Source organism: uncultured Bifidobacterium sp. (assembly GCF_959020145.1).
In the GTDB taxonomy this organism is placed as follows: Bacteria; Actinomycetota; Actinomycetes; order Actinomycetales; family Bifidobacteriaceae; genus Bifidobacterium.
This window is the reverse complement of the sequence record NZ_CAUEQY010000001.1, coordinates 114,240-134,381: the sequence shown is the minus strand read 5'-3', so window position 1 is coordinate 134,381 and position 20,142 is coordinate 114,240. Positions and strand designations below refer to the sequence as shown.

Genomic DNA, 20,142 nt, shown 5'->3' with positions numbered 1-20,142 from the left:
AAAAACATTTGGCGAACGGAAAAATATCCGCGCGCTCGGCTGGCTGCCGTCAGATGAATTCGGCGCCCAGTTTTCGTAGTTTTTTGAAATACTTCGCTTTGCTGCGTTCGAACGTCGTGCCGATGGCCCGCTCGTTGACAACCACATGGTAGCCGTTTTCGATTGCGCCCAACGCGGTCAATGCCACGCAGCCGCCACCGTCCACACCAACGATCTCGACCGATTCCACACCGTTTTGCTTTAAAAACACGCGCAGTTCGGGATTGGATAATACGTCGCCCACATACTTCACGAAGACATGGTCCGACACCACATGCAAACCTTCAACCAGTTCCGATTCCGGGGTGCCTTCATACACTTTGAACAAGGCCAGACGCTTGATAAGGCTGCGTTTCGTCACGTTCCTGACATACACGACCATGCATCCCTCGCCGGAACGGGCGTCGATGACGTCATTCACAGCCCTTAGCAACGCAGGCTTGTCGTATTTAAGATACGACGCGCACCGCTCCCCCACGTACGCCTCCTGCATGTCGATGACCAGCAGCGCCTTACTCATGTTTCGGCTCCCCTTCCGCAGATCTAGTGCTCGTTTTTCACGCATTGGTAGCACGATTACGAATACCGGAACCACCGACATACGAGGTTCGAGTTGTATGCCATGAAAATCTGCGTCCAATAGAACAGGGCATGATCGATTCTCTCGTTCCGCTCGTACCTGAGCCTGTCCACGAGACGCATCTTGCCGGTCATGGCATCCTCCTTCCAACCATCAAAAACAGTATACGGCCGCTTACGAGTCCCTGGCCTGTTTCCTTCGATGAATGGAGCTCAGGCTTGTCAGGCGTAACTGAACACGCGGCTCGTTCGAACATCGCGAATGCTGAAAGCAAAATCTCGATCCGAGTACAATTGCACCCATCAACGACGATACCAATGGCAAACGAGGTGAAAACTATGGGATCACGTCTAGGTGTGATCGTCAAAACCATTGACGGCTGGGACATACGTTACGATCATTGGTCCGCACAAACACTCGGCCGCGACATCGCACTCGACGGATACGAAGCGACATTGACCAGAATACGCCAGATGGCCCCATACGGCGTGGACACCCCCCAAGAGATGAAAAGCGCGCCATGGCTCGAAGGCACCCTGTTCATCGATATGACCACCAAACGGAATCGTCTGGGCCGAAGAAAGCGAAGGCTGCTACCTTCCCCGGCTCATCAACGCCCTGATCGAACTGACATGGCCAGGATGGACCGCAATCTGGTCCCCCGAAGGCACACGCGGCACATTACGCGCCACCGGAGCCGACACGGACATCATCTACACCGATCATTCGTTCAAAGACCTCGGCGACTTCGACGCCGCATCGGATATGGCCCCATGGACCATATCCAACGAAACCGACGCATTCTCCTGCACAACAGAAAACAACAAAACAATCACTTGGGGAAACTACATCGACCTCGAAAACATAGCCCTACTCGGCCCCAACAAAATGCATACGCTCGTCAACAAAGTCATCCAAGGCTGCAACGAAGGCAAACCCTGGCAATGGAACCTCCAAACACACAACAAACAACCCGAAAAAGGCATCCACATCGACTACATAAACAAAACAATAAAATGGTGGTCCATCTACGAAGACGACTGGGCCATCAACCCATTCAACGCACTATGGCCCGGATGGACGCTACATTCAAAAGGCGACAACTACGAATGGCACGAAAACATCACCGGATATAAGATGCGCGACTGGAAACAAGACGTCACACAATGCAAAAACACACTCACACAAACCATCAAACAAGGCATAAGAACCAACCCCATCGAACGACTGACAGGAGCGCTCGCAAAACAGGGAGTTGACATGCGGGTTCGTCCCGCCACGTTCCAATTCGTCCCTTCAAGAATGGAGCAACCGCCGGAACGCATCTTCGCGTATCTGGACCGTTTGGAGTCGGACGAGCCTCTGCCACCGGCGCATTTCATCAACAGAGATGGCGAAATCATCCCGGCGTGCCAGTGAATACGCGAAAATAGCAGGACAGGCGATAGTCTAACATCAGTCGTAATTCGTTTAATACGCCAAGCCTCAAGGAATCCGCCACATCATATAGCGCATATCAAAAACCGATTTCACACAGCCTTTATAAAGTCATGCAACACACGTTGTGTTCTAGATGGAAAACCATATTTGGCAACGACTGTCGAAAGAAAACTCGGGTTTTTCGAGTATGCCGTACTACTCAATGCTTGAGCAAGAATGTTGTCTCCCGCATACTTTTGAACCTTCTCCGAGTATTTCATTGCCTGGTAGCTTCTGTTCTTGTCACGAGTGAGCAGAATCAGGTTCCCGATCAGATTGCGAGTGGACTCGAAATCCTCAAGATCCGCAAAACCATCTTTGTAATCCTCGTATTTGTCGGGAAGAATATGTTCGATATCGTAAGTGTTTCCTTGTCGCTTACGGTCGACGTATTCTTCAAAGTGCGACGGATTGCCCATCAGCACGTTCACATAGGAAGTGAAGCGTGCAAGAATGTGCAGCATATGCCGTTTGGAGAACTGATTCAGACCAAAACGGGTGATTCCTTCAACGGACATGCCCATACGACGAAGCGCACGAACATAAACCATACCAATTGTTTTGCAATCTGCATTGCGAATGTCCTGCATTACATGGAACAACTGGTATTTATTCGTATTCCAGTTGGCCTTTTTGAAATTCAAAATTCGGATGGTAGCGAAGTCATCTACGAATTGCGCCGTCATCCGTATCTTCTTTTGTATTATGTCATCAGTGTCATCATTTTTGATGGCGGCAATGGCGAGCATGGTTTGATAGGTCAAGTCCCGGTTTGCGTTATAGAAAACCTCTTCATGTCCCGTCGTGAATTTACTGCCGTAATCCATCATTCGTAAATAGACGTCGGTAACACGCGTCATTTCGGTAAGAACAAAATTCTTGTAGTCATTCGGCTTGGCAAGCCCCATCACGGTACGGGCATTATTGCTTACCCAGGCATGGAATTTGTCTCCAAGAAGCTCATAGTCCTCATCTTTGGCACCGCGTTTGGTATCGCGCATACGGTTGGCGTACTTTGCGCGAAGCCAGATGGAGACAAACTCCACATCCTGCGTGTTCACCATACCGCTCGTATCGTAGGAGGACGCGTTCTTGATACGGCTGATATTGCTCTGCCACTCCTGGTTGACCTTAATGCGATCGTCTTCAGCAACATGCTGAATGACGAAGGCCTTCATCATTTCAGCACTATTCAAGCTCAGTCCGCGGTCGTTCATAGTAAGGAATATGGTGTGCGCTTCGTCTTCAGATGGTGTGTCGATTTCTAGAAGAAGCACTTTCTCTATCAGCCAGTTAATAAAGTAAGGTAGCGCTTCTCCTTTCAACTCATCTGGGAAAAGATCCTCAATATCCTGATATCGATCAAGCATATTCCGCACGCTCTCACTCATGGGCAAGTAGGTTTGATCTTTCTGTAACAGAGCTTGCATGCAAGGCTTGCGATCCTCCACGTCGATATTGAAGCTTTTCTTACCGAAAGCCTTTGAAAAAATCATGTCATCCAACGGAACAATAAGATCCTCGTCCTCGACCGTTTCCTTCTGCAGGTTGTTCAAGTAAATGATGAGCAACGTCAACGAGGTCAGGCGCTGCTGACCATCAATAAGCTTCTTTATGGATCCACCGGTGCAAATGATGCAACCCATGTAATAAAACCCGTAGTCCATGACCTCTTCTGGCGTATCATGATCATCCGGTTTATAGAATTCCTCAAAAGTGTTTTGAAAGTCAGCAAGCATCTGCTCAATTTGCTTCCTTCCCCACCGATATTCCCTTTGGAAATAATCAATGGTGTACTTTCGGCCACTCAGAATCGTTCTAAGCGTGTCTGTTTTATCGATTTTCTCCATAACTCTTTGCCCCATCAATTTGTTTTTCGGCTTTAAAATCTTCGGTGAATTCAGCCGAATCCATATGACCTCGTCGCAGACATTGATACGACATCTGGAAGTCATATTCACGATTGTTTCCGGAAACTATTATCCTCCGGCTCAGCCAGATAAGGGGAAACGACACGATGGTAATGCCGTCGCCATTAGCCGTCACCATACGGTTTTGCCATTTGCCAGCCAACGCTGCAGGGTTGCGGATTCCACTACAATGCAGCATTGGTTTCGTTCGATTGATACGGAAACGCGACCAACGACCGGCACACTGGCTCAGGGAGATGGGGTAAAGGATGACGAAGACTTCCAAGGATGCGGAAAACCTATGAGACCGGTCGCTCAATCGCCATTCATGCAAACCGGCGATTCAGTCCGCAGCACCATGCAAGCGGAATACATCAGGCTTCCCTTTTCGCCTTTCCCAGCCTCCTTGACAGTCTGGTAGCAGGCCGTTCCACGGCAAGATAGAACGCCTCCGCTGCCAGAAGGCACAATGCAAACAAAACCACCGGGCGCAATAGACCCTGCACGGGAATGTACGGCACAATCCAGTCGCGGACGGGAAGATGGGTCAGATACAGGCTGAATGAAATGCGCCCCAGCCAACGGACAGGTGGCGTGGAAAGCAGGTTGGATACCACGTTGCAGGTAAGTGCGACCACCACCAATATCAGGCATCCGCACACGGCCAAAGGTTGGGCGACAATACCAGGCAGCAAACCGAAACCGCTTTGGCAAACCAAGACGATGCCACACAGGGCGAGCGGTACGGCAACGACGTCGCGCATCGTCTCGCGCCCGTTGTCCGTAAGCCGTTTCGCCAACGCGACGCCAAGCGCGAACATGGCCATGTGACGCAACGGCGGCCACTGCGTCCACTCCGACAACAGCACGCATGCGAGCGCAATGGGTGCCACGAATCGCATGTCGGTGGCGATGATGACGTATACGGGCAGGGCGAGGCTGAAAAGCAATTCCCAGCACATGCTCCATGATGGCAGGTCGACCATTGCCAATGTGGAACCGTCCACTCTGGTGCCGGCGGTGGTCATTGAAAGCATGTCGAGTTGGGTGAGCAGATTGTGGAGCCAGACTGATGGCGAGGATGTGCTGAACGCGTTTGCGTATTCTTCCGCTTTCCACCCCATATGCATGGCGATTGTGGAAACGATGCAGCAGATCCCGATTACCGTGCAGGTGGGGATGGCGAGTCTGGCGATGCGACGCAGCTGGTAGCGAGACCAGTTGTATGTGTCGATTCCGACGCGTAGCGGAACGATGGAAAGTACAAGTCCGCTGAGAATGAAGAATAGGGTGACGAATTGGGCGCCTGGCAATAGTTGGCGGAGGGCGCCTCCCGTGTAATGGTATGCGACCACTGCCAGGGCCGCGAGTCCTCTGAGCCCGTCCAAAGCGTATATGCGTGTGTCGGAGTCCTTCTCTTTTTCGTTCACGGGTGTACCCTATCACGTGCGCTGGCTGTCATACATCCGCCTACGTGCGTTTGGCGTGCGTTGTTCGGCGTGCGTTCGACAACAGTGCCATCGTCGAACACGACGCCACATAACTTCCATTCGTCTCTCTTCCCCGCCCGACTGTAGTGTCGGATCATATGGAGATCCGCGAATACGACATGATGACGGACGAGGCGCGCGGCATCCGCACGGCGGCGTTCGTCGTGGAGAAGGATTATCGTCCGGAATTCGACGAATGGGATGAGCCGGGCCGAGCCACGCATCTGCTGGCTTTTGGAAACGGCCGCGCCGTGGCGACATGCCGTCTCTACCCTGATCTCGACCATGCCGATCAACCCGGACGTTGGGTGATTGGTCGTTTGGCCGTGGTCGCCGACGAACGTGGCCATGGTATCGGCAAGACGGTGCTGGCCGAGGCGGAACGTCTCATCCGGAAGGCCGGTGGACATGTTGCCGCCGTACACTCCGAAGATAAGAATTTCGCGATGTATGAACATCTTGGCTACCGCATCACCAGCGAGCTTTTCGACAACGGTACGCATGGTTGGCTGGTCAAGGCATTGAACTGAATCCGGAGGAAGCGGCCATCACCTGCGAAAGCGTCCGACACGCGGTATCAGGTGATGGCCGCATATGGCATAATAGACACTTGGCGGAAAACCTCGGGTTTTATCGCCGTTCCCCCATGGTGTAATGGCAGCACACGGGTCTTTGGAACCCTTTGTCTTGGTTCGAGTCCAGGTGGGGGAGCTTGAAATGGGTCCTCGCGGAGAAGCGGGGACCCAAATTCATTTGATCCACATCCATCAACGGCATGACGAACGCGCGCGGTCCGATTGCGCCATGTGACCTTCCCTCATTCTCGTCCGGCTTACGCAGGTAACGCACGCCGGCCGACGCGGCAAGCTCGCGGCGGGGAATATCAGTTGCGGAATTATTCCGCAACTGATATTCCGAGCTGGGTTCTATGAAGTTATTTGTCACCAGATAAGAGACTGGAACTTCGAAAAACACCGCGGCTTTTGCCAAATCGTTGATGGTCCACGCAATGGCTCTACTGTATTTCTGGCTAAGCGTAGGTTGGCTTATGCCAAGTCCTTTGGCCAAATCTGATTGCCTGACTTTTGAACGTCTTTTTAACCAGAACATGTTATCGGTGATGATCTGTTGCAACTCGTCCGAAAAGTTCATATCTGCGTTATTGCCGGCGCCTTGATTGATGTTTGTTTTCTCGTCCATGTTTTAAATTTTGCCATATTTTTATTGCTTTGTCCAATACTGTGCTATAGTATTGGTATGCATAATAAAACATCAGCAAAACCAAACAATGATGTTATGAGGCATCGCATCGACGAACTAAGAAAGGAGGCTGGAATGACTCAAGACACTTATGGCCGTGAAATTTTGCATTGCAGCCAGGGAACAGCCTCTCAAAAATTGTCTGGGCAACTAGCCCTGAGCGCCTTAGATATTTTCCGTTCTGCAACTGCATTCAATGTTTCTACGGATTATCTGTATGGCCTCACTGACACACGTACTCGAAAGGATGCAGAAAAAAGAGAAACCGCTATGGCACCTGCATAGGTCATCTGAAATTGAGTCCGTGGACGAATTGCAGTTCGCATCCGGGCGGTGGATGAAACCCATCCAGCATTTCCCAAAACCTAAAACAGAAGAGAGACAGAAAAGCCGGCAAACACCGTCAACCGCGGTGATTCCTACGGTAGCCATTCACCGCGGCAACCACGGAACGTATGAACCGGCAAGAACCACCATCGAACAAAACAGTCGGCAACAAACGACCAAGCAGGTCGTCGTCCGCAAGCTCCGCATCCGACAGACCGAATCCGCGGAAACGATGGCCAGGATGAAGCGATTCCAACGCTTCAAGCCAGCAATCGTACGCCACGGAGGCCCGATCCAATGGAACGGCGTCATCAAGACTGCAATCTTCGAAGGACACAGCCGCAAGAGCAATCTCCAACATGGAGACGTCATGCTCCAACATGAATCTGTAGTCCGACGTGATGGAATCCAATGCAAGGGAGTCATCTCCTGTCATAGCCATTCCAATCTTTTCGTCGGGTTCCTATACCAACCACTTGGCGATGGGCCAATATCGCTCAAATAGTAATGCCCGCACATGAGTTGCAGCTCACATACGGGCGGCGAGTCAATCCCATCCAGCATTTCCCAATTAACCAAGGTTCCACGGTCACCAGCCAAGGAACCAATCGCAGAAAGAAGAGATCACAATGAGCGATTTCAACGAAACCTACGCAGATGCAATCAATTCCAACTCTGAGGAAAGGACCAGCTCAATGTCTGATTATTCCACATCCACCACACCGAATGAAACCCGATATCAGGAAAACACGCCGACCGTCACCCCCGAAATCGTGGATGCCGGCACCGACGTGGACCTGGTCGAGACCAACCCGGTTGCCGCTCTCGCCGGAAACTTCCAAGATGATGAGCTGACAGCGCATCCTCTTGCTCCGGGTGAGACCAATTACACCGAACAGGAGGCTCTTCAGACCACCGAAGATCTCAAGGTCAAGCTCCTGCACGCTCTCGAAGCCCAGTACGATTTCACGCATGCCGCGGAAAGGGCCTTCGATGGCCATATCTGGGTCGCTCTCGGCTATCCCGAGGGCATGAAGGGCTGGGTCGCATACTGCGCCGACAACTTCGCCGCGGAGAAGATCCGCGCGACCGGCCAGCAGCGCACCGACCTGATCACTGGGTTCACTCCGGGCAAGATCAGCAACCGTGGCATCGCCGCTCTTCTTGGCGTCGATGAAAAAACTGTTCGTAATGCTAAAGCGAAAGCAGGTATTGCTCCCGCAGAAGGCAAGGTCCGTGACGCGGCAGGCAAACTCCGTCACGTAGACGCGGGCAGCATGTCCAGTGAGGAGCGCCGCAAGAAGATTGTGGAACTCTCCGATGCCGGCAACAAGCAGACCGACATCGCCGAAATCCTTGACGTGAGCCAGTCCACCGTGTCCGACACGCTCCGCAAGGACAGGATGCGTCGCATGAGCGAAGGACTCGAACCCGCCAAGATCGACAACACCGATTTCGACAACGCCGACGACGACCAGCCGTTGGACCTCGACATGGGCAACCGCGAGACCGACATCCGCTCCTACATCGACTCGTTCGTCAGCCAGTCGTCGGACGCCCGCGGCGCCATCAACGAGATGGTGCATCTGCTGGAATCCGACAAGTGGCAGCCGGGAGGCTCCACGGTGAGCGAGATCGTCTCCCGTGGCGGCGCGAACATCTTCGGCATCATCAGCGACATGTGTAAGATGCTGCGCCTGCTGAACATCGACGTCGACAACGTCTTCGACGGGGCGGACGCGGAACTTGATGACACCGACAACGACTGGTCGCGTTTCATCGACGGATGCACCGAACTCGCCATCGTCTGCCAGGAAATCACCGCCTGACATGCGACCGGGATCGGACGGGCGGATCCCAAGGGGTATGGGTCCGCTCCCCCGCCACTGAACCAACCATCATCGCCGGTCGTGGACCGGCAGAGAGAAAAGACTGAATCATGAAATACACCAAAGACGAGGAAGCGCGGGCCGAAAGGTCAAGCGTCAAAATGTGGCCCGGCATCACGGCCGGCATCATCATCGGCCTGATCGCGTTCGTGTTGAGCTTCGACGCCCTGCGTCTCGTGTTCGTGGCATGCGGCATCAATCCGTACCTGAGCTGGGGTGGCCCGGTGTGCGTGGACGGCACGATCCTCCTGTGCACCTGGGCCACGTGGGGATTCAAGAAGGGCCACATCCGAGGCAGCGCCTATCCGTGGGTCGGTCTTGTCCTGTTCAGCAGCTTCTCCATCGCCGGCAACGCCCTGCATGCGATGCTCAACACCGGATTCCACCTGCCGGCATGGGTGCCGCCGGTCATCATGAGCATTCCCCCGGTCGCACTCCTGTACGCGACCCATTTGATCGTCATCATCGCGGGAGACCGTCTCGACAAGATCAACACCGTCCTTCCCGTCGGCTTGACCGTCATGGAAGACACTGACGTTCCGGCTCCCGTTCCCGCACCATCCGCCATGCCGGCCCCGGCCATCCCGTCCGAACCGCCGGCATCGGCTCCCGAACCGGCTGAACCGGCGAAGCCGGAGATTCCGGACCTGTTCGACTTCCAGACCATCGTTCCCGCCATGGAGGACGATGCGGTCCCAAAAGCCGATGAGGCCGAAGCGCCAGCCGCCGACGCCTCCACCCCGACCGTCGAACAGCACGCCATCCCGCAGCCGGTGATGCGTGAACCAGTCATCATCCCGACCCTCACCATCCAACCCGACGAGCGGGATGCCCCGACCGTGGACGGCCAGGACGAGCCGGCTCCCGAACCCGTGGGACCGGACGTGACGGCCGTGGAACCGGCCGACGTGCCGGAAGAGAAGACCGACGACGCCCAGGCGGAGGAAAAGCCGAAGCCAGGGAAAACCAGCCGACGCGGCAAGACCGGAGCCGATGACGAGGCGTGGCTCGCATGGATCGACGAGCTTACGGCTAAAGGCGAGAATCCGACCGCGTCGAAGGCAGTGGACGCGGGACTGGCCGCGAGCGGCAGCACCGCGAAAAGGTATCTCGCCCGCATCAGAAGAGAGCATTCGGAAAGGTTCTAAGCCATGGAACACCACAGCATGAGCGACAAGGACTTCCACGCGCGGTACGGCGTGACCCCGCGGGAAGTGGAGGACGCGTTGGACGAGAACCGCCGTCGTGTCGCCCGCAGACTCTCCGAATGGGGATACGCGTGGGCCGTTGACGAGATTATGTGCGACGTGGCCGTGGAACTGCTCAAGGGAGGCCTGCGCAGGTGGGCCTCCTATGAGGAACGCAAACCATTGGGCGCGTTCGTGAACACGCTGATCGGCAACCGGTTGGGCGAGTGGATGCGTACTGAGCGGCCCAAATACCGTAGCGGCATGACCCACGCGCCGCTACGCCGCAGGAAGCGGAAGGACACGACGCCGCAACGCGAGGCTTTGGACGCCACCGAAGCGAGAAGAAGGATCCGCAACGAGAACAACGCGGCCCTTGCCGACCGACTCTGCGAGGAAGCCGACGTGTTCGGCGATCCCGATTCGACCGTCATGTCCGCGCCGGCGGGAGACAAGTCCAGTTATCAGGAATGGTTGACCGGCGGCACCCAGCCGTTGGAACTGGAAAGCGACAAGTACGCGGCCGACATGGAGGGCCTGCGCCAGGACGTGACGACTCGATGCAAGCGCATGGCTTGGGAGATGCTGATCCGTCAATGCCTTACCGCGACGCGTGGCTCCGACGCTCTCCGCAACGACATCCGTCGTTTCCTGGAGAACCATCATCATGGCCTCGGTCCGAGCATCGACGACTACCCGTACATTCTCGCGGTCATCGATAAGTACAGGAAATGATCGTCCATCGGCCGTTACCGGACCCCGGTGACGTGGAGATGGATGCCGGCATGGTCTTTTCTTCTTTCTCCGCCATGCCGGCGACATGCCGGCCATGCGCGCCGAACGGCAACGGCGCCGCCGACGCGTGTCCGGCACCCCCTCGACAGAAACAGAACGAACACCACAACCGACAAAGGAGCAGACAATGATCAGCGTCATCAAATGGGCATGGCAGGCCAAGCCGGACACTCCGGCCGAGAAGCTTGTTCTCGTCAGTCTTGCCAACAGCACGTTCCAGACGCCTCGGGAGGACATCGCCGTCGTGGGCGTGCGCGCGTTGAGAGGGACCGCGTGCGACATGACGCCGGCGGAACTCGACGCGATCCTGGACCGTTTGGAAAAGCAGGGTTTCATCACGCCGCTCGCGGCCGACAGCGAACCGGTCAAATGGCATATAGGCGCGTTGGAGCGTGAACGTGGCGAGGAAGGTCCTTGGAAGGCATGGCGTCTCAACGCCAAGACGGAGGAAAAGGAGACGGTGAGATGAGCGTCAGAGCTGTCTCATGGGCGTATGGCCTGAACCTCGGTTCCATGACGCAGAAGGCGGTACTGCTCTACCTCGCATACCGGGCCCGTGAAGAGGATAACTGCGCGTGGCCTTCTGTGAACCTCATTCAAGTGGAGACCGAATTGAGCGAACGTGCCGTGCGCAAGGCGTTGAGGGAACTGCGGGACAAGGGACTGATCGCATTGGGAGATCAGGAACTCGCGGCGGTCGACTTTCATGGAGACGTCGTTCCCGTGAACCGTCGTCCCAAGGTCTGGACCCTGCGGTTGGACGCTTCCACCGAATCGTTTAACGGCGTCGAACGTGCCGGGGACGTTCAAACGGCATACACGGGAAGGAGCGTCCGATCATGACTGTGGTGACCATGGTATGGGTCCAGGAACACGTGCACGAGGTACGCAACGCGACCAAAGCCGTGCTCTCGTATCTCGCTTTCAAAGCTCACTACGATGACGGGACGGCCGCATGGCCCGCGATAGGAACCATCGCGGGAGCATGCGGACTGAGTGAGAAGACCGTGCAGCGTAGCATCGACCAGCTTCTCGATCTTGGCCTGCTTGAACCCGGACAACAGACCTTCAGCGCCATCAATCCGAAAACGGGCAAGCCGGTCAGACGGAACTATCAGACCGTCGTGTGGAACGTGATCTGCAAGGAATCGAACCTGCCGACCGAACCGTTCGAGGACCGGAACGCGTCCAAGGTCCGTGCCGCGATGAAGCGCGCGGACAAGGCGAAAGCCAAAATGCCTTCCCCGGAACCGGAGGGCGGGGAAGACGACGGACGCGAGGACAAAATGTCTGGCTTTTCGGACGAGAGGCAGCCGGAAGAAACGAAAGCCAAAATGTCGCCTCTGGAAAACGTTGAAAACAAGCCGGTTTCCTCCAATCTTCCCAAAATGTCGCCCCTGGAGCGGCAAGGCGGGGAAGACGATGGAAGCGAGGACAAAATGTCCAAAAATCTGGACAAAATGTCGCCCAATAATACATTGAAATACAATTACCCCTCTCTCCCTACGGGAGAGCTCCCCGCAAGCGGGAAGCGCCCCGGCATGGAGGACGGAAACAACACGACGACGGGAGGGGATTCCGACGCGGCGACCGTGATGGACCATCTCGCTTCCGTCCGTTCGAAGCTGTCGTTGACCACCACGGAACCGACCAAACGCGATTTGTCCAAGATCGGAAACCTCGTCAGCCGGGTCATCAAAGCCCATGACGGCGACCGTGCGGCCTCGTTGGCGCTTATCCTCGCGGTCATCGACTGGCTGCCCGCGAACACGTTCTGGCTCCGCCGTGTCGATTCCGCGCGCCGTCTCGCCGACAACTGGGACCAGATCGCCAACGACTGGACCGTCGCCCAGATCGAACGCCAACGCGAACGGGACGCCGAAGCCCATGAGCGTGACCGTAGGCCCGTGGCCCAGCCGACCCCGGTGCCGGAACGTCATTCGGAACGTCACGTGCATTCGCTTGTCTGCGAGCATGTCCTGAACGACATGCGGCCGCACGAGGACGAATACAGCCACAAGGGAAGCCTGCGCTACGGCAAGCCATCCGAATGGCAGATGGCGTGCATGCGGCACGCCGACGAGCTCAACCGGCGCGACGGCATCAGCACCGCCGCATGATCCGAAAGAAGGGATACGAAATGAAAGACTATGCCGCATGGCTCAAGGCTTGGAAAACCTACAACCTGCACTTCTACTCCGTACCGGCCTGGCTCATTCTCGCCCTGGTGTTCAGCCTGATAGCAGGCATCGCGTTCGCGGTCGCCCGCGGCTTGGCAAAAAAAGAGCAGCCCGACAGGCCCGGCCTGCTTGTCAACGCCATGCTGGTCGTCTCGCTGGCGTTCGGCATGGTGGGCGGTCTTGCCTTCCTGCAGTCCATCTGCATCACCGCCGAGATGTTCAAGGAACCTTTCACGGCCGTGTCGGAACCTTTGAAATTCGGCTCCCGATTGGAGAAGGACACCGGAGTGAACGGGCTGTCCTGCGGCACGAGCCTTGACCTCACGGTCATGCCCGCCGACGGGACCTATGACTGCCGTTATCTCGACGGGCACGGCACGCTGCATCGCGACGCGACGCTTGTCGTGGATGGCACCAAAGCCGGCCTGTACAACGGGCAAGGCAAAACGATGTCCGCTGACTGAACCTCCCGCCGGGAAAGACAACCATAACCAGCCAAGCGAAAGGAAAACACGATGAACGGTTCCGGACAGCGGACCATCCCGAACGTAGTGTTTCCCTTCCGGTCGATGATTTCGAAAAGCTTTTCAGTTGCCGACAATGGTTCGGAATATCAGGTGCGAGGAAACCTCGCACCTGATATTCTCCATTGCGGGTTCGCCGCCTGAGTCCCCATCCGCCAATCCTCCAGGCGCCGGGACGATTGGTTTTGAAACAGAATATCAGGTGGGACATTATGTCCCACCTGATATTTTTATTGGAGTGCCGGCTTCTCTTTTACTTCGGGCATGTTATCCACGGCCATGCCTCGTCCTGTCGGATATTTCCCGTCGTGAACCGTTGGAAACGGCGGCGTCATTGTACACTGTAGCCATCGGACACAAGGAGGCTGATGCATGTCGAACACGGGATTCAAGGTTCGTTTCGATGAGAACGGCGACATCGTGGATATTCTTGGGGGGGGGGTGTCTTAAAAGCACTCCCGAGGAAAAAGTCAGGCAGCGTTTCATCGAGACCCTGATCAACGAGTACCATTATCCGGCGAACACCATCCGGAGGGAGGTGCCGATCCAACATGGGTCGAAGGAGCTCCGGGACAAGGACGGGAACCCGGTGCGCGCGGACATCGTCGTCTACGCGTCCAAGGCCGCCTGCCTGAACCGTGACCAGGGCAAGATCAACTTCGTGGTCGAATGCAAACGGAACAAGGTGGAGGACGGATACGCCCAGCTGGTCTCGTACATCTTCAACACCAGCGCCAATGGTGGCGTCTGGACGAATGGTGACGGCACGGTCTTCTACCGGAGAGAGAACAAGGACGGCATTCAAGTCCTCGAGGAAACCCCCGGTCTGCCGAGATGCGGCCAAGGATGGGAGGACGAGCAGACTCCACGCATAGGAGAGTTGGAACGGCCCCGCAATGTGCGCAGACTGTTGGCGATGTGCCATAACCGTCTTTACGGCAGGGGCATGGAGAACGCGGATTCCGACCTTACCATGGACATGGTGCGTATCCTTCTCGCCAAGATCTATGACGAGACGGTGACTTCCGACACCGCCTACCCCCATTTCTGGATCACTCCGGAACAGTACAAGTCCGAAGACGGGCGGGCCGCCGTGGCGAAAACCATCCGTAGCCTGTTCCATGAGTACGCGGAACAGTATCCCACGGTCTTCGACAAGGACGAGGACATCGCCGTCGGCGACTCCACCCTCGTCGAAGCGGCTTCCGTGCTCCAGGACTATTCGTTCGTCAGCAGGGAGGACGATGCGGACGACTGGGATCTGATGGGCGCGGCGTACGAGCAGTTCACCCATGTCACACTCAAACGCCAGCAGGGACAGTTCTTCACGAACCGGCTCGTGGTCAAAGCGATGGTCGATATGCTCGACCCCGACATAGCCGACAAAGTGCTGGACCCCGCCGGCGGCAGCGGCGGTTTCGCCACCGCCGCGTTCAGATACAAGCGGCGCAAAGCCATCGACGGCACCAAACCGGGCAGCCCACAACGGGAAAGACGGCTCGGCTTATGCAAGAATTCGGTGTTCCTGGTCGAGATCTCGAAAAGACTCGTGAAGATCGCCAAAACGGCGATGCTTCTGACCGGGGACGGCAACACCGGCATGACCCAGGGAAACTCACTCGACAAGTATTCCAATCTGGACGGGTGGATAACCAGCCACTGTCCAAAAGGCACGCCGGACATCATCATCACCAATCCTCCGTTCTCCGGGCAAAAAACCGAATCCATGATGATGGATCCGGACATCCTCAAATTATTCGGTTTCGGACACAGACCCGATCCGGAAGGCACGTTCCCCACGATCACGGACGATGATGATCGGGATGCCGGCCACGGCACCCTATTGATCCGTCAGGCGCCGGAGCTCCTGTTCCTCGAACGCTGCATCGATTGGCTCAAGCCGGGCGGTCGCATCGGCATCGTCCTTCCGAAAGGAATCCTGGACAACCGCACCTACATCAACTACCGCAGGTGGATGCTGTCGCGATGCAAGGTGGATGCGGTGGTCACGCTGCACAAGAACACTTTCGAACCCGACACAGGCGTTCGAACATGCGTCCTTTTCCTCTCCAAACCTTTGGAAGACGATCCGGTACCCGGCGACTACACCATCTTCATGGCCCAATCCAGAAGGGTCGGCAAGGATTCGAAGGGCGAACCAGTGTTCGCACTTGACGAAAAAGGCTCCGCCACCAGCGAGCTGGATGAGGACCTGACCCAGATCGCGGAAGCATACAAGACATTCAGAGACATCGGAACGTTCACCGAATCCGAAACCTGTTTCACCGCGGAACGCGGCGAATTGGACGACAATCTCAACCTCAACCCGCAGCATTATTCACCCGAATTGAACGCGACGTTGGAAAAAGTCAGCAAATTCGACGACAAACCCGATTGGTCGGTCACCACCATCGGCCAACTCGACAAGAACATCCGCATCTACATGGGGCCACGATGGAGCTCACGAAGCCTCGTCGTCGAAGACCCAAGCGACACGACGAATCTGACACCGTATCTCACCGCCAACGGAGCGTTGGAGCAGCGACGAATGACCGTCAAATGGTTTGACATGTCGCGCGCCACCGACAAACAGAAGGAATGCGTCAGAATGCTGCGCGTGCAGAAGGGGGACATCCTCATTTCCCGTTCCGGCACGATCGGCAAAGTCACCTACGCCACGCGGATACTCGCGGACAAGTACGTCATCAGCGACGACCTGGTACGCGTCCGCGTTCCCGACGAGAATATGAGGGCGTATCTCCTGGCGTTCCTGATGTCGTCCACGGCGATGAATCTCATGAAACTCGACGAGTTCGGCTCGGTGCAGCAGCATCTCCAACCAAGGCACATCTGGGGTCTGCCCGTGCCCGTACCGGATTCATGGGAACAGGTCTCTCCTATCATCGATGCCGGGAAGGGAATGATCTCCGCAATGGAGCAAACATCATTGGCCGATGAGTCCCTGCGGACGAACGGCTTCGATTCCCTGATCGAATAAGCGAGGCACCATTTCCTGGCACGGAGGCAGAATATCAGTTGCGGAATTATTCCGCAACTGATATTCCCCGCCGCGAGCTTGCCGCGTCGGCCGTCATAGTCTTGCGTGGTCTCATTCGCTCCATGGCCAGGCGTTGCCCCATATCGCGACCGGTTTGCCGAACCTGATCCTCCATGGTTCCAGATCGAGGCTGAACGAGTCGAACGCCCAATGGAATCTTTGCGGCCAATCATCGGTGAACACCGGCAAGGGCAGTACCTCTAGCGGGGACTTGTCTTCAGGATCGCTGAACACGCCTCCCCGGCCCTGATAGTTGTCGTAGACGAAATTGTCTCCTTGGAGACTGCCGCATTTCGGGCAGGTTATGCCCAGATATGCGTACCCCGCCGACTTGGAATACGTCGGGCGTACACGCCAGCAGTCGGAAAGCGTGCGCAGGAATGGTTGCGAGAGTATACCGGCGTTGTGGGCGTCGCTCCAGGATACGACGCGGCAATGGTATCCGTCCCGTCCCTCGAGTTCCAGGAACAGTCCGCTTTGGATGACCAAGTATCCGCACTTCCAGCAGGGCACGCTGCGCAGGCCTTGGACCAATCCCACTTTGTGGAGTCTCCAGAGTTCCAGCTTGTAGAGGTCCGGGTCGTCTCCCGCCGGCCAGAACGGTTCCGGCTCGTCCACGTACAACGGGCGTGTTCCAGATAACGGGCGCATCTCGATGCTCATAGTTCACTCACCTTTCCGTCTGGCCTGTAATGGACGATACTATCTTCTTGACCGGTCCTCGTCGAGTCGGTTTTGCTTCTCCATGGCTCCCGTCCACTCCCCCTCGCTGATTATCGGCGTCGTTCTCCCCCGCATCCGCGTGGAATGGATTGCAATAAGCGTGCCGATGATGGGAGGAGCCTATGGCGGAGAGGACCGGGAACGGCGGGCATGGTCTGGTGAAAGGCGCCACCGTGTTCGGTCTGGCCGTGCCGATGATCGTCATCGTGCCGCTCGTCATGCTCATGAGCCTCAGCACCATCCTCGTCGCCATGGTCCAATCGCAGTACGGCACGAACTGTGGATTGTCCAACGCGGCCGGAACAACGACCTCATGGGTCGAATGGGCCAAGAACATCGCCGCGGACGATTCCCACGGCTACAGTCAGCCGCGTCGTACCGGCAACCCGGACTACGATTGCTCCAGCCTGGTCTACTACGCGTTGAAACAGGCCGGCCTGGACGTGGGCTCGTACCCCTTCTCCACCTACGGTGAGGACGCGGCCCTGAAGCACGCGGGATTCGAACGACACGACTGGTCACGCGTGTCCGACCTGCAGACCGGCGACATCGTATGGAGTTCCAGCCACACGGAGATCTACATCGGCGACGGCAGGTTCGTGGGCGCGCACCACGACGAGAACAATGGTATTGAAGGTCCCAAGCCCGGAGACCAGACCGGCGACGAGATCAGCATCGACTCGTACGCGGCCGGCTACGCGGCCTACTACCGGTACAAGGGCTCCATGAACGTGAACGATCCCCATGGCGGCCAATCATCCGCGCAGGCCGTGTCCGGCAGCACCGGTTCCACGAACGTGGTCGGCATGAGCGAGAAGGACGCCGAGGCCTGGTTCAACGGGCAGCAGGGGCCGAACAACCTCTGCGTCGCGTACGCGTACGGCCAATGCACGTGGTGGACGTGCATGCGGGCGAAGAAACTCGGCTGGAAGAACATAGGCCAATATTGGGGCAATGGTCAGGATTGGGCGCGTTCCGGCGCAGCGGCCGGCTACAAGACCACTACGGACGCGCCGGTCGCGGGTTCGATCATCAGCTGGCCCGCCGGCGTGCAGGATTCGGATCCCACGTACGGCCATGTCGGCATCGTCGAAAGCGTGGACACCGCGAAGGGCACCATCACCACCAGTGAGAAGGGCGCCGGCTACAAAGTGTATTCACGGACCATGCCGATCAGGAATGGTGGCACGTACGTGCTGCCGAACGACAAGCTCACGGGCATGGGCGCGTCCGGCTCGTCCGGCACGGAACAGTGCGTGACGGGCGACGACTCCACATCCGACGTGTCCGGGGACAAGGCATCGGCCGCGGACGCGAAGAAGATAGCCCGACGCAAACTCAAGGACTTCGGTTGGGATGATAGCCAATTCGACTGTCTGGACAAGCTCTGGACACGCGAATCCGGTTGGCAGTGGAACGCGACGAATCCGTCCTCCGGCGCGTACGGCATCCCCCAATCACTGCCCGGCAGCAAGATGGCGTCCGCGGGACAGGATTGGAAGACGAACGCGGCCACGCAGGTCAAATGGGGATTGGGCTACATCCAACAACGCTACCAGTCGCCTTGCGGCGCTTGGGCCCATTCCGAAGCGACCGGCTGGTACTGATGGACCTCGAATGGAAGGAAACAGAAATGGAAGCATTGAACCTCGCGGACAACGCGTTGAAGGGTTTGAAACCCGACCCGGCCTGGGATGTGTCCGGCGTCCGAGACATGGCCGGCGGCGTGATCGCCGTCGCGCTCGTATTGTGCGTGGGCGTGATCATCATCGGCTGCGTCAGCCTCATCCCGGGACTGGTGTCCAACAACCAGATGGAACGCGCGTTCAGTTGGAAACGCCTGCTCGCCGCCATGCTCGTCCCGTTCGTGATCGGAGCCGCCGTGAGCGGATGGGGTTGGAGCTGCAACGTGTTCGGCTCCAACGGGTTGGGCGTGAACCGTTCCTACACGCAGGCGTCCGGCAGTGGGAAAACCAACCTGAAGGACGGTCGAGGCAAGGGCGACGACAGTCTGACCGGACTGGTCAAACAGTTGGGCGACGACATCGTGTCCGGTATCTCCGACACGGTCAAGACCACCGTGAAAGGCGCCGTCGACGACGCTTTGAAGGGTTGGAACTGGGTCTCCGGCGGTGACGGCAAGGGCAACATCTTCCAGAAGGCCGGCCAGGGCATCAAGGACGGCGCGACCGGCCTATGGAAATGGTTGACCGGAAGCAAATAATCCCCCTGCCGATTATCGGCGTGGCCGGGCCGTCCGGCCGCGTGGAATCTTCTGAAAGGAGTGTGCATCATGTTACACAATCTCGCGGCGCCCGCCGCGGCAACAATCGTGTCCGTCGCCACCGGCCTGAACAACGGTGACATCTCGAACCTGAAGGTGAGTCCGAACTTCACGTTCTTCCCGTTCATGCAGTTGGTGTCCGACATGGTCGGCGGCCTGTGGGCGTTGAGCCTGTACATCGCCGTCGGAGCGTGGATCTGCGCGGCGATCGCCTGGATCGCCGGCCGTGTGATCCATTCCGGTCCGATGCAGCAGTATTCCGGCACGGTGTTCATCTGGTGTGCCCTGGCGACGATGATCCTGGGCAGCGCCATGGCGATCGTGAAGTTCTTCGCGACGCAGGCGCTGTTCTGACGGCTCCCGCCTGACACACCCCTATTCACGCCGTGGCCGGGCCAGTCCCGTCCACGGCATTTC

22 protein-coding genes and 1 tRNA gene are annotated in these 20,142 nt (G+C 57.0%); 16 read left to right on the top strand and 7 right to left on the bottom strand.

Features of this window, described 5'->3' with window-relative positions; genetic code table 11:
• Positions 1-49 precede the first annotated feature (49 nt).
• A complete protein-coding gene (locus Q5H33_RS00660) occupies positions 50-559 on the bottom strand; it encodes a cysteine hydrolase family protein (protein WP_201789889.1) in 510 nt (169 codons plus the stop codon).
• A 56-nt stretch (positions 560-615) separates the two neighbouring features.
• Positions 616-753, bottom strand: coding sequence for a hypothetical protein (locus Q5H33_RS00655; protein WP_181975650.1), 138 nt, complete (start codon positions 751-753; stop codon positions 616-618).
• 631 nt (positions 754-1,384) lie between these two features.
• Here Q5H33_RS00655 and Q5H33_RS00650 point away from each other — a divergent pair.
• A complete protein-coding gene (locus tag Q5H33_RS00650) occupies positions 1,385-2,038 on the top strand; it encodes a hypothetical protein (protein ID WP_302422508.1) in 654 nt (217 codons plus the stop codon).
• Positions 2,039-2,148: 110 nt separating this feature from the next.
• Here the strand turns inward: Q5H33_RS00650 and Q5H33_RS00645 are convergent, their stop codons facing one another.
• The 3 genes from Q5H33_RS00645 to Q5H33_RS00635 form a co-directional block, all read right to left on the bottom strand.
• Positions 2,149-3,948: a DUF262 domain-containing HNH endonuclease family protein gene (locus Q5H33_RS00645; RefSeq protein WP_302422506.1), complete on the bottom strand. Its 1,800-nt coding sequence runs from the start codon at positions 3,946-3,948 to the stop codon at positions 2,149-2,151.
• Complete coding sequence (locus tag Q5H33_RS00640) at positions 3,932-4,207, bottom strand: hypothetical protein (RefSeq protein ID WP_302422504.1); 276 nt, start codon at positions 4,205-4,207, stop codon at positions 3,932-3,934. Before Q5H33_RS00640 ends, Q5H33_RS00645 begins: the two co-directional genes overlap by 17 nt.
• Positions 4,208-4,382: 175 nt before the next feature.
• Entirely contained in the window at positions 4,383-5,438 is a 1,056-nt protein-coding gene (locus Q5H33_RS00635) for an acyltransferase (protein WP_080723507.1), read from the bottom strand.
• A gap of 158 nt (positions 5,439-5,596) precedes the next feature.
• Here Q5H33_RS00635 and Q5H33_RS00630 point away from each other — a divergent pair, with 158 nt between their 5' ends.
• From Q5H33_RS00630 to Q5H33_RS00620, 3 genes are all read left to right on the top strand, one after another.
• The gene (locus Q5H33_RS00630; protein WP_003807072.1) at positions 5,597-6,028 is read left to right on the top strand and encodes a GNAT family N-acetyltransferase; all 432 of its coding nucleotides are present in this window, start codon (positions 5,597-5,599) and stop codon (positions 6,026-6,028) included.
• 110 nt (positions 6,029-6,138) lie between these two features.
• Positions 6,139-6,209: transfer RNA gene (locus Q5H33_RS00625), tRNA-Gln, on the top strand.
• 624 nt (positions 6,210-6,833) lie between these two features.
• Entirely contained in the window at positions 6,834-7,043 is a 210-nt protein-coding gene (locus Q5H33_RS00620) for a helix-turn-helix domain-containing protein (protein ID WP_147395958.1), read from the top strand.
• A gap of 118 nt (positions 7,044-7,161) precedes the next feature.
• Here the strand turns inward: Q5H33_RS00620 and Q5H33_RS00615 are convergent, their stop codons facing one another.
• A complete protein-coding gene (locus Q5H33_RS00615) occupies positions 7,162-7,521 on the bottom strand; it encodes a hypothetical protein (protein ID WP_042991281.1) in 360 nt (119 codons plus the stop codon).
• A gap of 259 nt (positions 7,522-7,780) precedes the next feature.
• Here Q5H33_RS00615 and Q5H33_RS00610 point away from each other — a divergent pair, with 259 nt between their 5' ends.
• The 9 genes from Q5H33_RS00610 (at position 7,781) to Q5H33_RS00570 (ending at position 16,658) form a co-directional block, all read left to right on the top strand.
• Positions 7,781-8,914: a helix-turn-helix domain-containing protein gene (locus tag Q5H33_RS00610; protein ID WP_182430100.1), complete on the top strand. Its 1,134-nt coding sequence runs from the start codon at positions 7,781-7,783 to the stop codon at positions 8,912-8,914.
• A 110-nt stretch (positions 8,915-9,024) separates the two neighbouring features.
• Positions 9,025-10,122: a DUF2637 domain-containing protein gene (locus Q5H33_RS00605; RefSeq protein WP_302422496.1), complete on the top strand. Its 1,098-nt coding sequence runs from the start codon at positions 9,025-9,027 to the stop codon at positions 10,120-10,122.
• An 18-nt stretch (positions 10,123-10,140) separates the two neighbouring features.
• Complete coding sequence (locus tag Q5H33_RS00600; protein WP_223895391.1) at positions 10,141-10,896, top strand: hypothetical protein; 756 nt, start codon at positions 10,141-10,143, stop codon at positions 10,894-10,896.
• A 187-nt stretch (positions 10,897-11,083) separates the two neighbouring features.
• Complete coding sequence (locus Q5H33_RS00595) at positions 11,084-11,425, top strand: hypothetical protein (RefSeq protein WP_033499506.1); 342 nt, start codon at positions 11,084-11,086, stop codon at positions 11,423-11,425.
• Positions 11,422-11,799: a helix-turn-helix domain-containing protein gene (locus tag Q5H33_RS00590; protein WP_033499507.1), complete on the top strand. Its 378-nt coding sequence runs from the start codon at positions 11,422-11,424 to the stop codon at positions 11,797-11,799. The genes Q5H33_RS00595 and Q5H33_RS00590 overlap by 4 nt, the downstream gene beginning before the upstream one ends.
• A complete protein-coding gene (locus Q5H33_RS00585) occupies positions 11,796-13,076 on the top strand; it encodes a helix-turn-helix domain-containing protein (protein ID WP_259328949.1) in 1,281 nt (426 codons plus the stop codon). The genes Q5H33_RS00590 and Q5H33_RS00585 overlap by 4 nt, the downstream gene beginning before the upstream one ends.
• Positions 13,077-13,096: 20 nt before the next feature.
• The gene (locus Q5H33_RS00580; protein WP_302422488.1) at positions 13,097-13,600 is read left to right on the top strand and encodes a hypothetical protein; all 504 of its coding nucleotides are present in this window, start codon (positions 13,097-13,099) and stop codon (positions 13,598-13,600) included.
• Positions 13,601-13,651: 51 nt separating this feature from the next.
• On the top strand, positions 13,652-13,804 hold the full coding sequence (locus Q5H33_RS00575; RefSeq protein ID WP_158001475.1) for a hypothetical protein: 153 nt from the start codon (positions 13,652-13,654) through the stop codon (positions 13,802-13,804).
• Between the two features lie 286 nt (positions 13,805-14,090).
• Complete coding sequence (locus Q5H33_RS00570; RefSeq protein WP_302422485.1) at positions 14,091-16,658, top strand: N-6 DNA methylase; 2,568 nt, start codon at positions 14,091-14,093, stop codon at positions 16,656-16,658.
• A gap of 111 nt (positions 16,659-16,769) precedes the next feature.
• Here Q5H33_RS00570 and Q5H33_RS00565 read toward each other — a convergent pair whose 3' ends face one another.
• Complete coding sequence (locus tag Q5H33_RS00565) at positions 16,770-17,381, bottom strand: hypothetical protein (protein ID WP_042991456.1); 612 nt, start codon at positions 17,379-17,381, stop codon at positions 16,770-16,772.
• Between the two features lie 182 nt (positions 17,382-17,563).
• On the opposite strand from Q5H33_RS00565, the gene Q5H33_RS00560 reads away from it, so the two are divergent.
• From Q5H33_RS00560 to Q5H33_RS00550, 3 genes are all read left to right on the top strand, one after another.
• A complete protein-coding gene (locus Q5H33_RS00560) occupies positions 17,564-19,048 on the top strand; it encodes a CHAP domain-containing protein (protein WP_118331865.1) in 1,485 nt (494 codons plus the stop codon).
• Positions 19,049-19,074: 26 nt separating this feature from the next.
• Entirely contained in the window at positions 19,075-19,665 is a 591-nt protein-coding gene (locus Q5H33_RS00555) for a hypothetical protein (protein ID WP_051923509.1), read from the top strand.
• A 69-nt stretch (positions 19,666-19,734) separates the two neighbouring features.
• Entirely contained in the window at positions 19,735-20,079 is a 345-nt protein-coding gene (locus Q5H33_RS00550) for a hypothetical protein (protein WP_033499511.1), read from the top strand.
• Positions 20,080-20,142 lie beyond the last annotated feature (63 nt).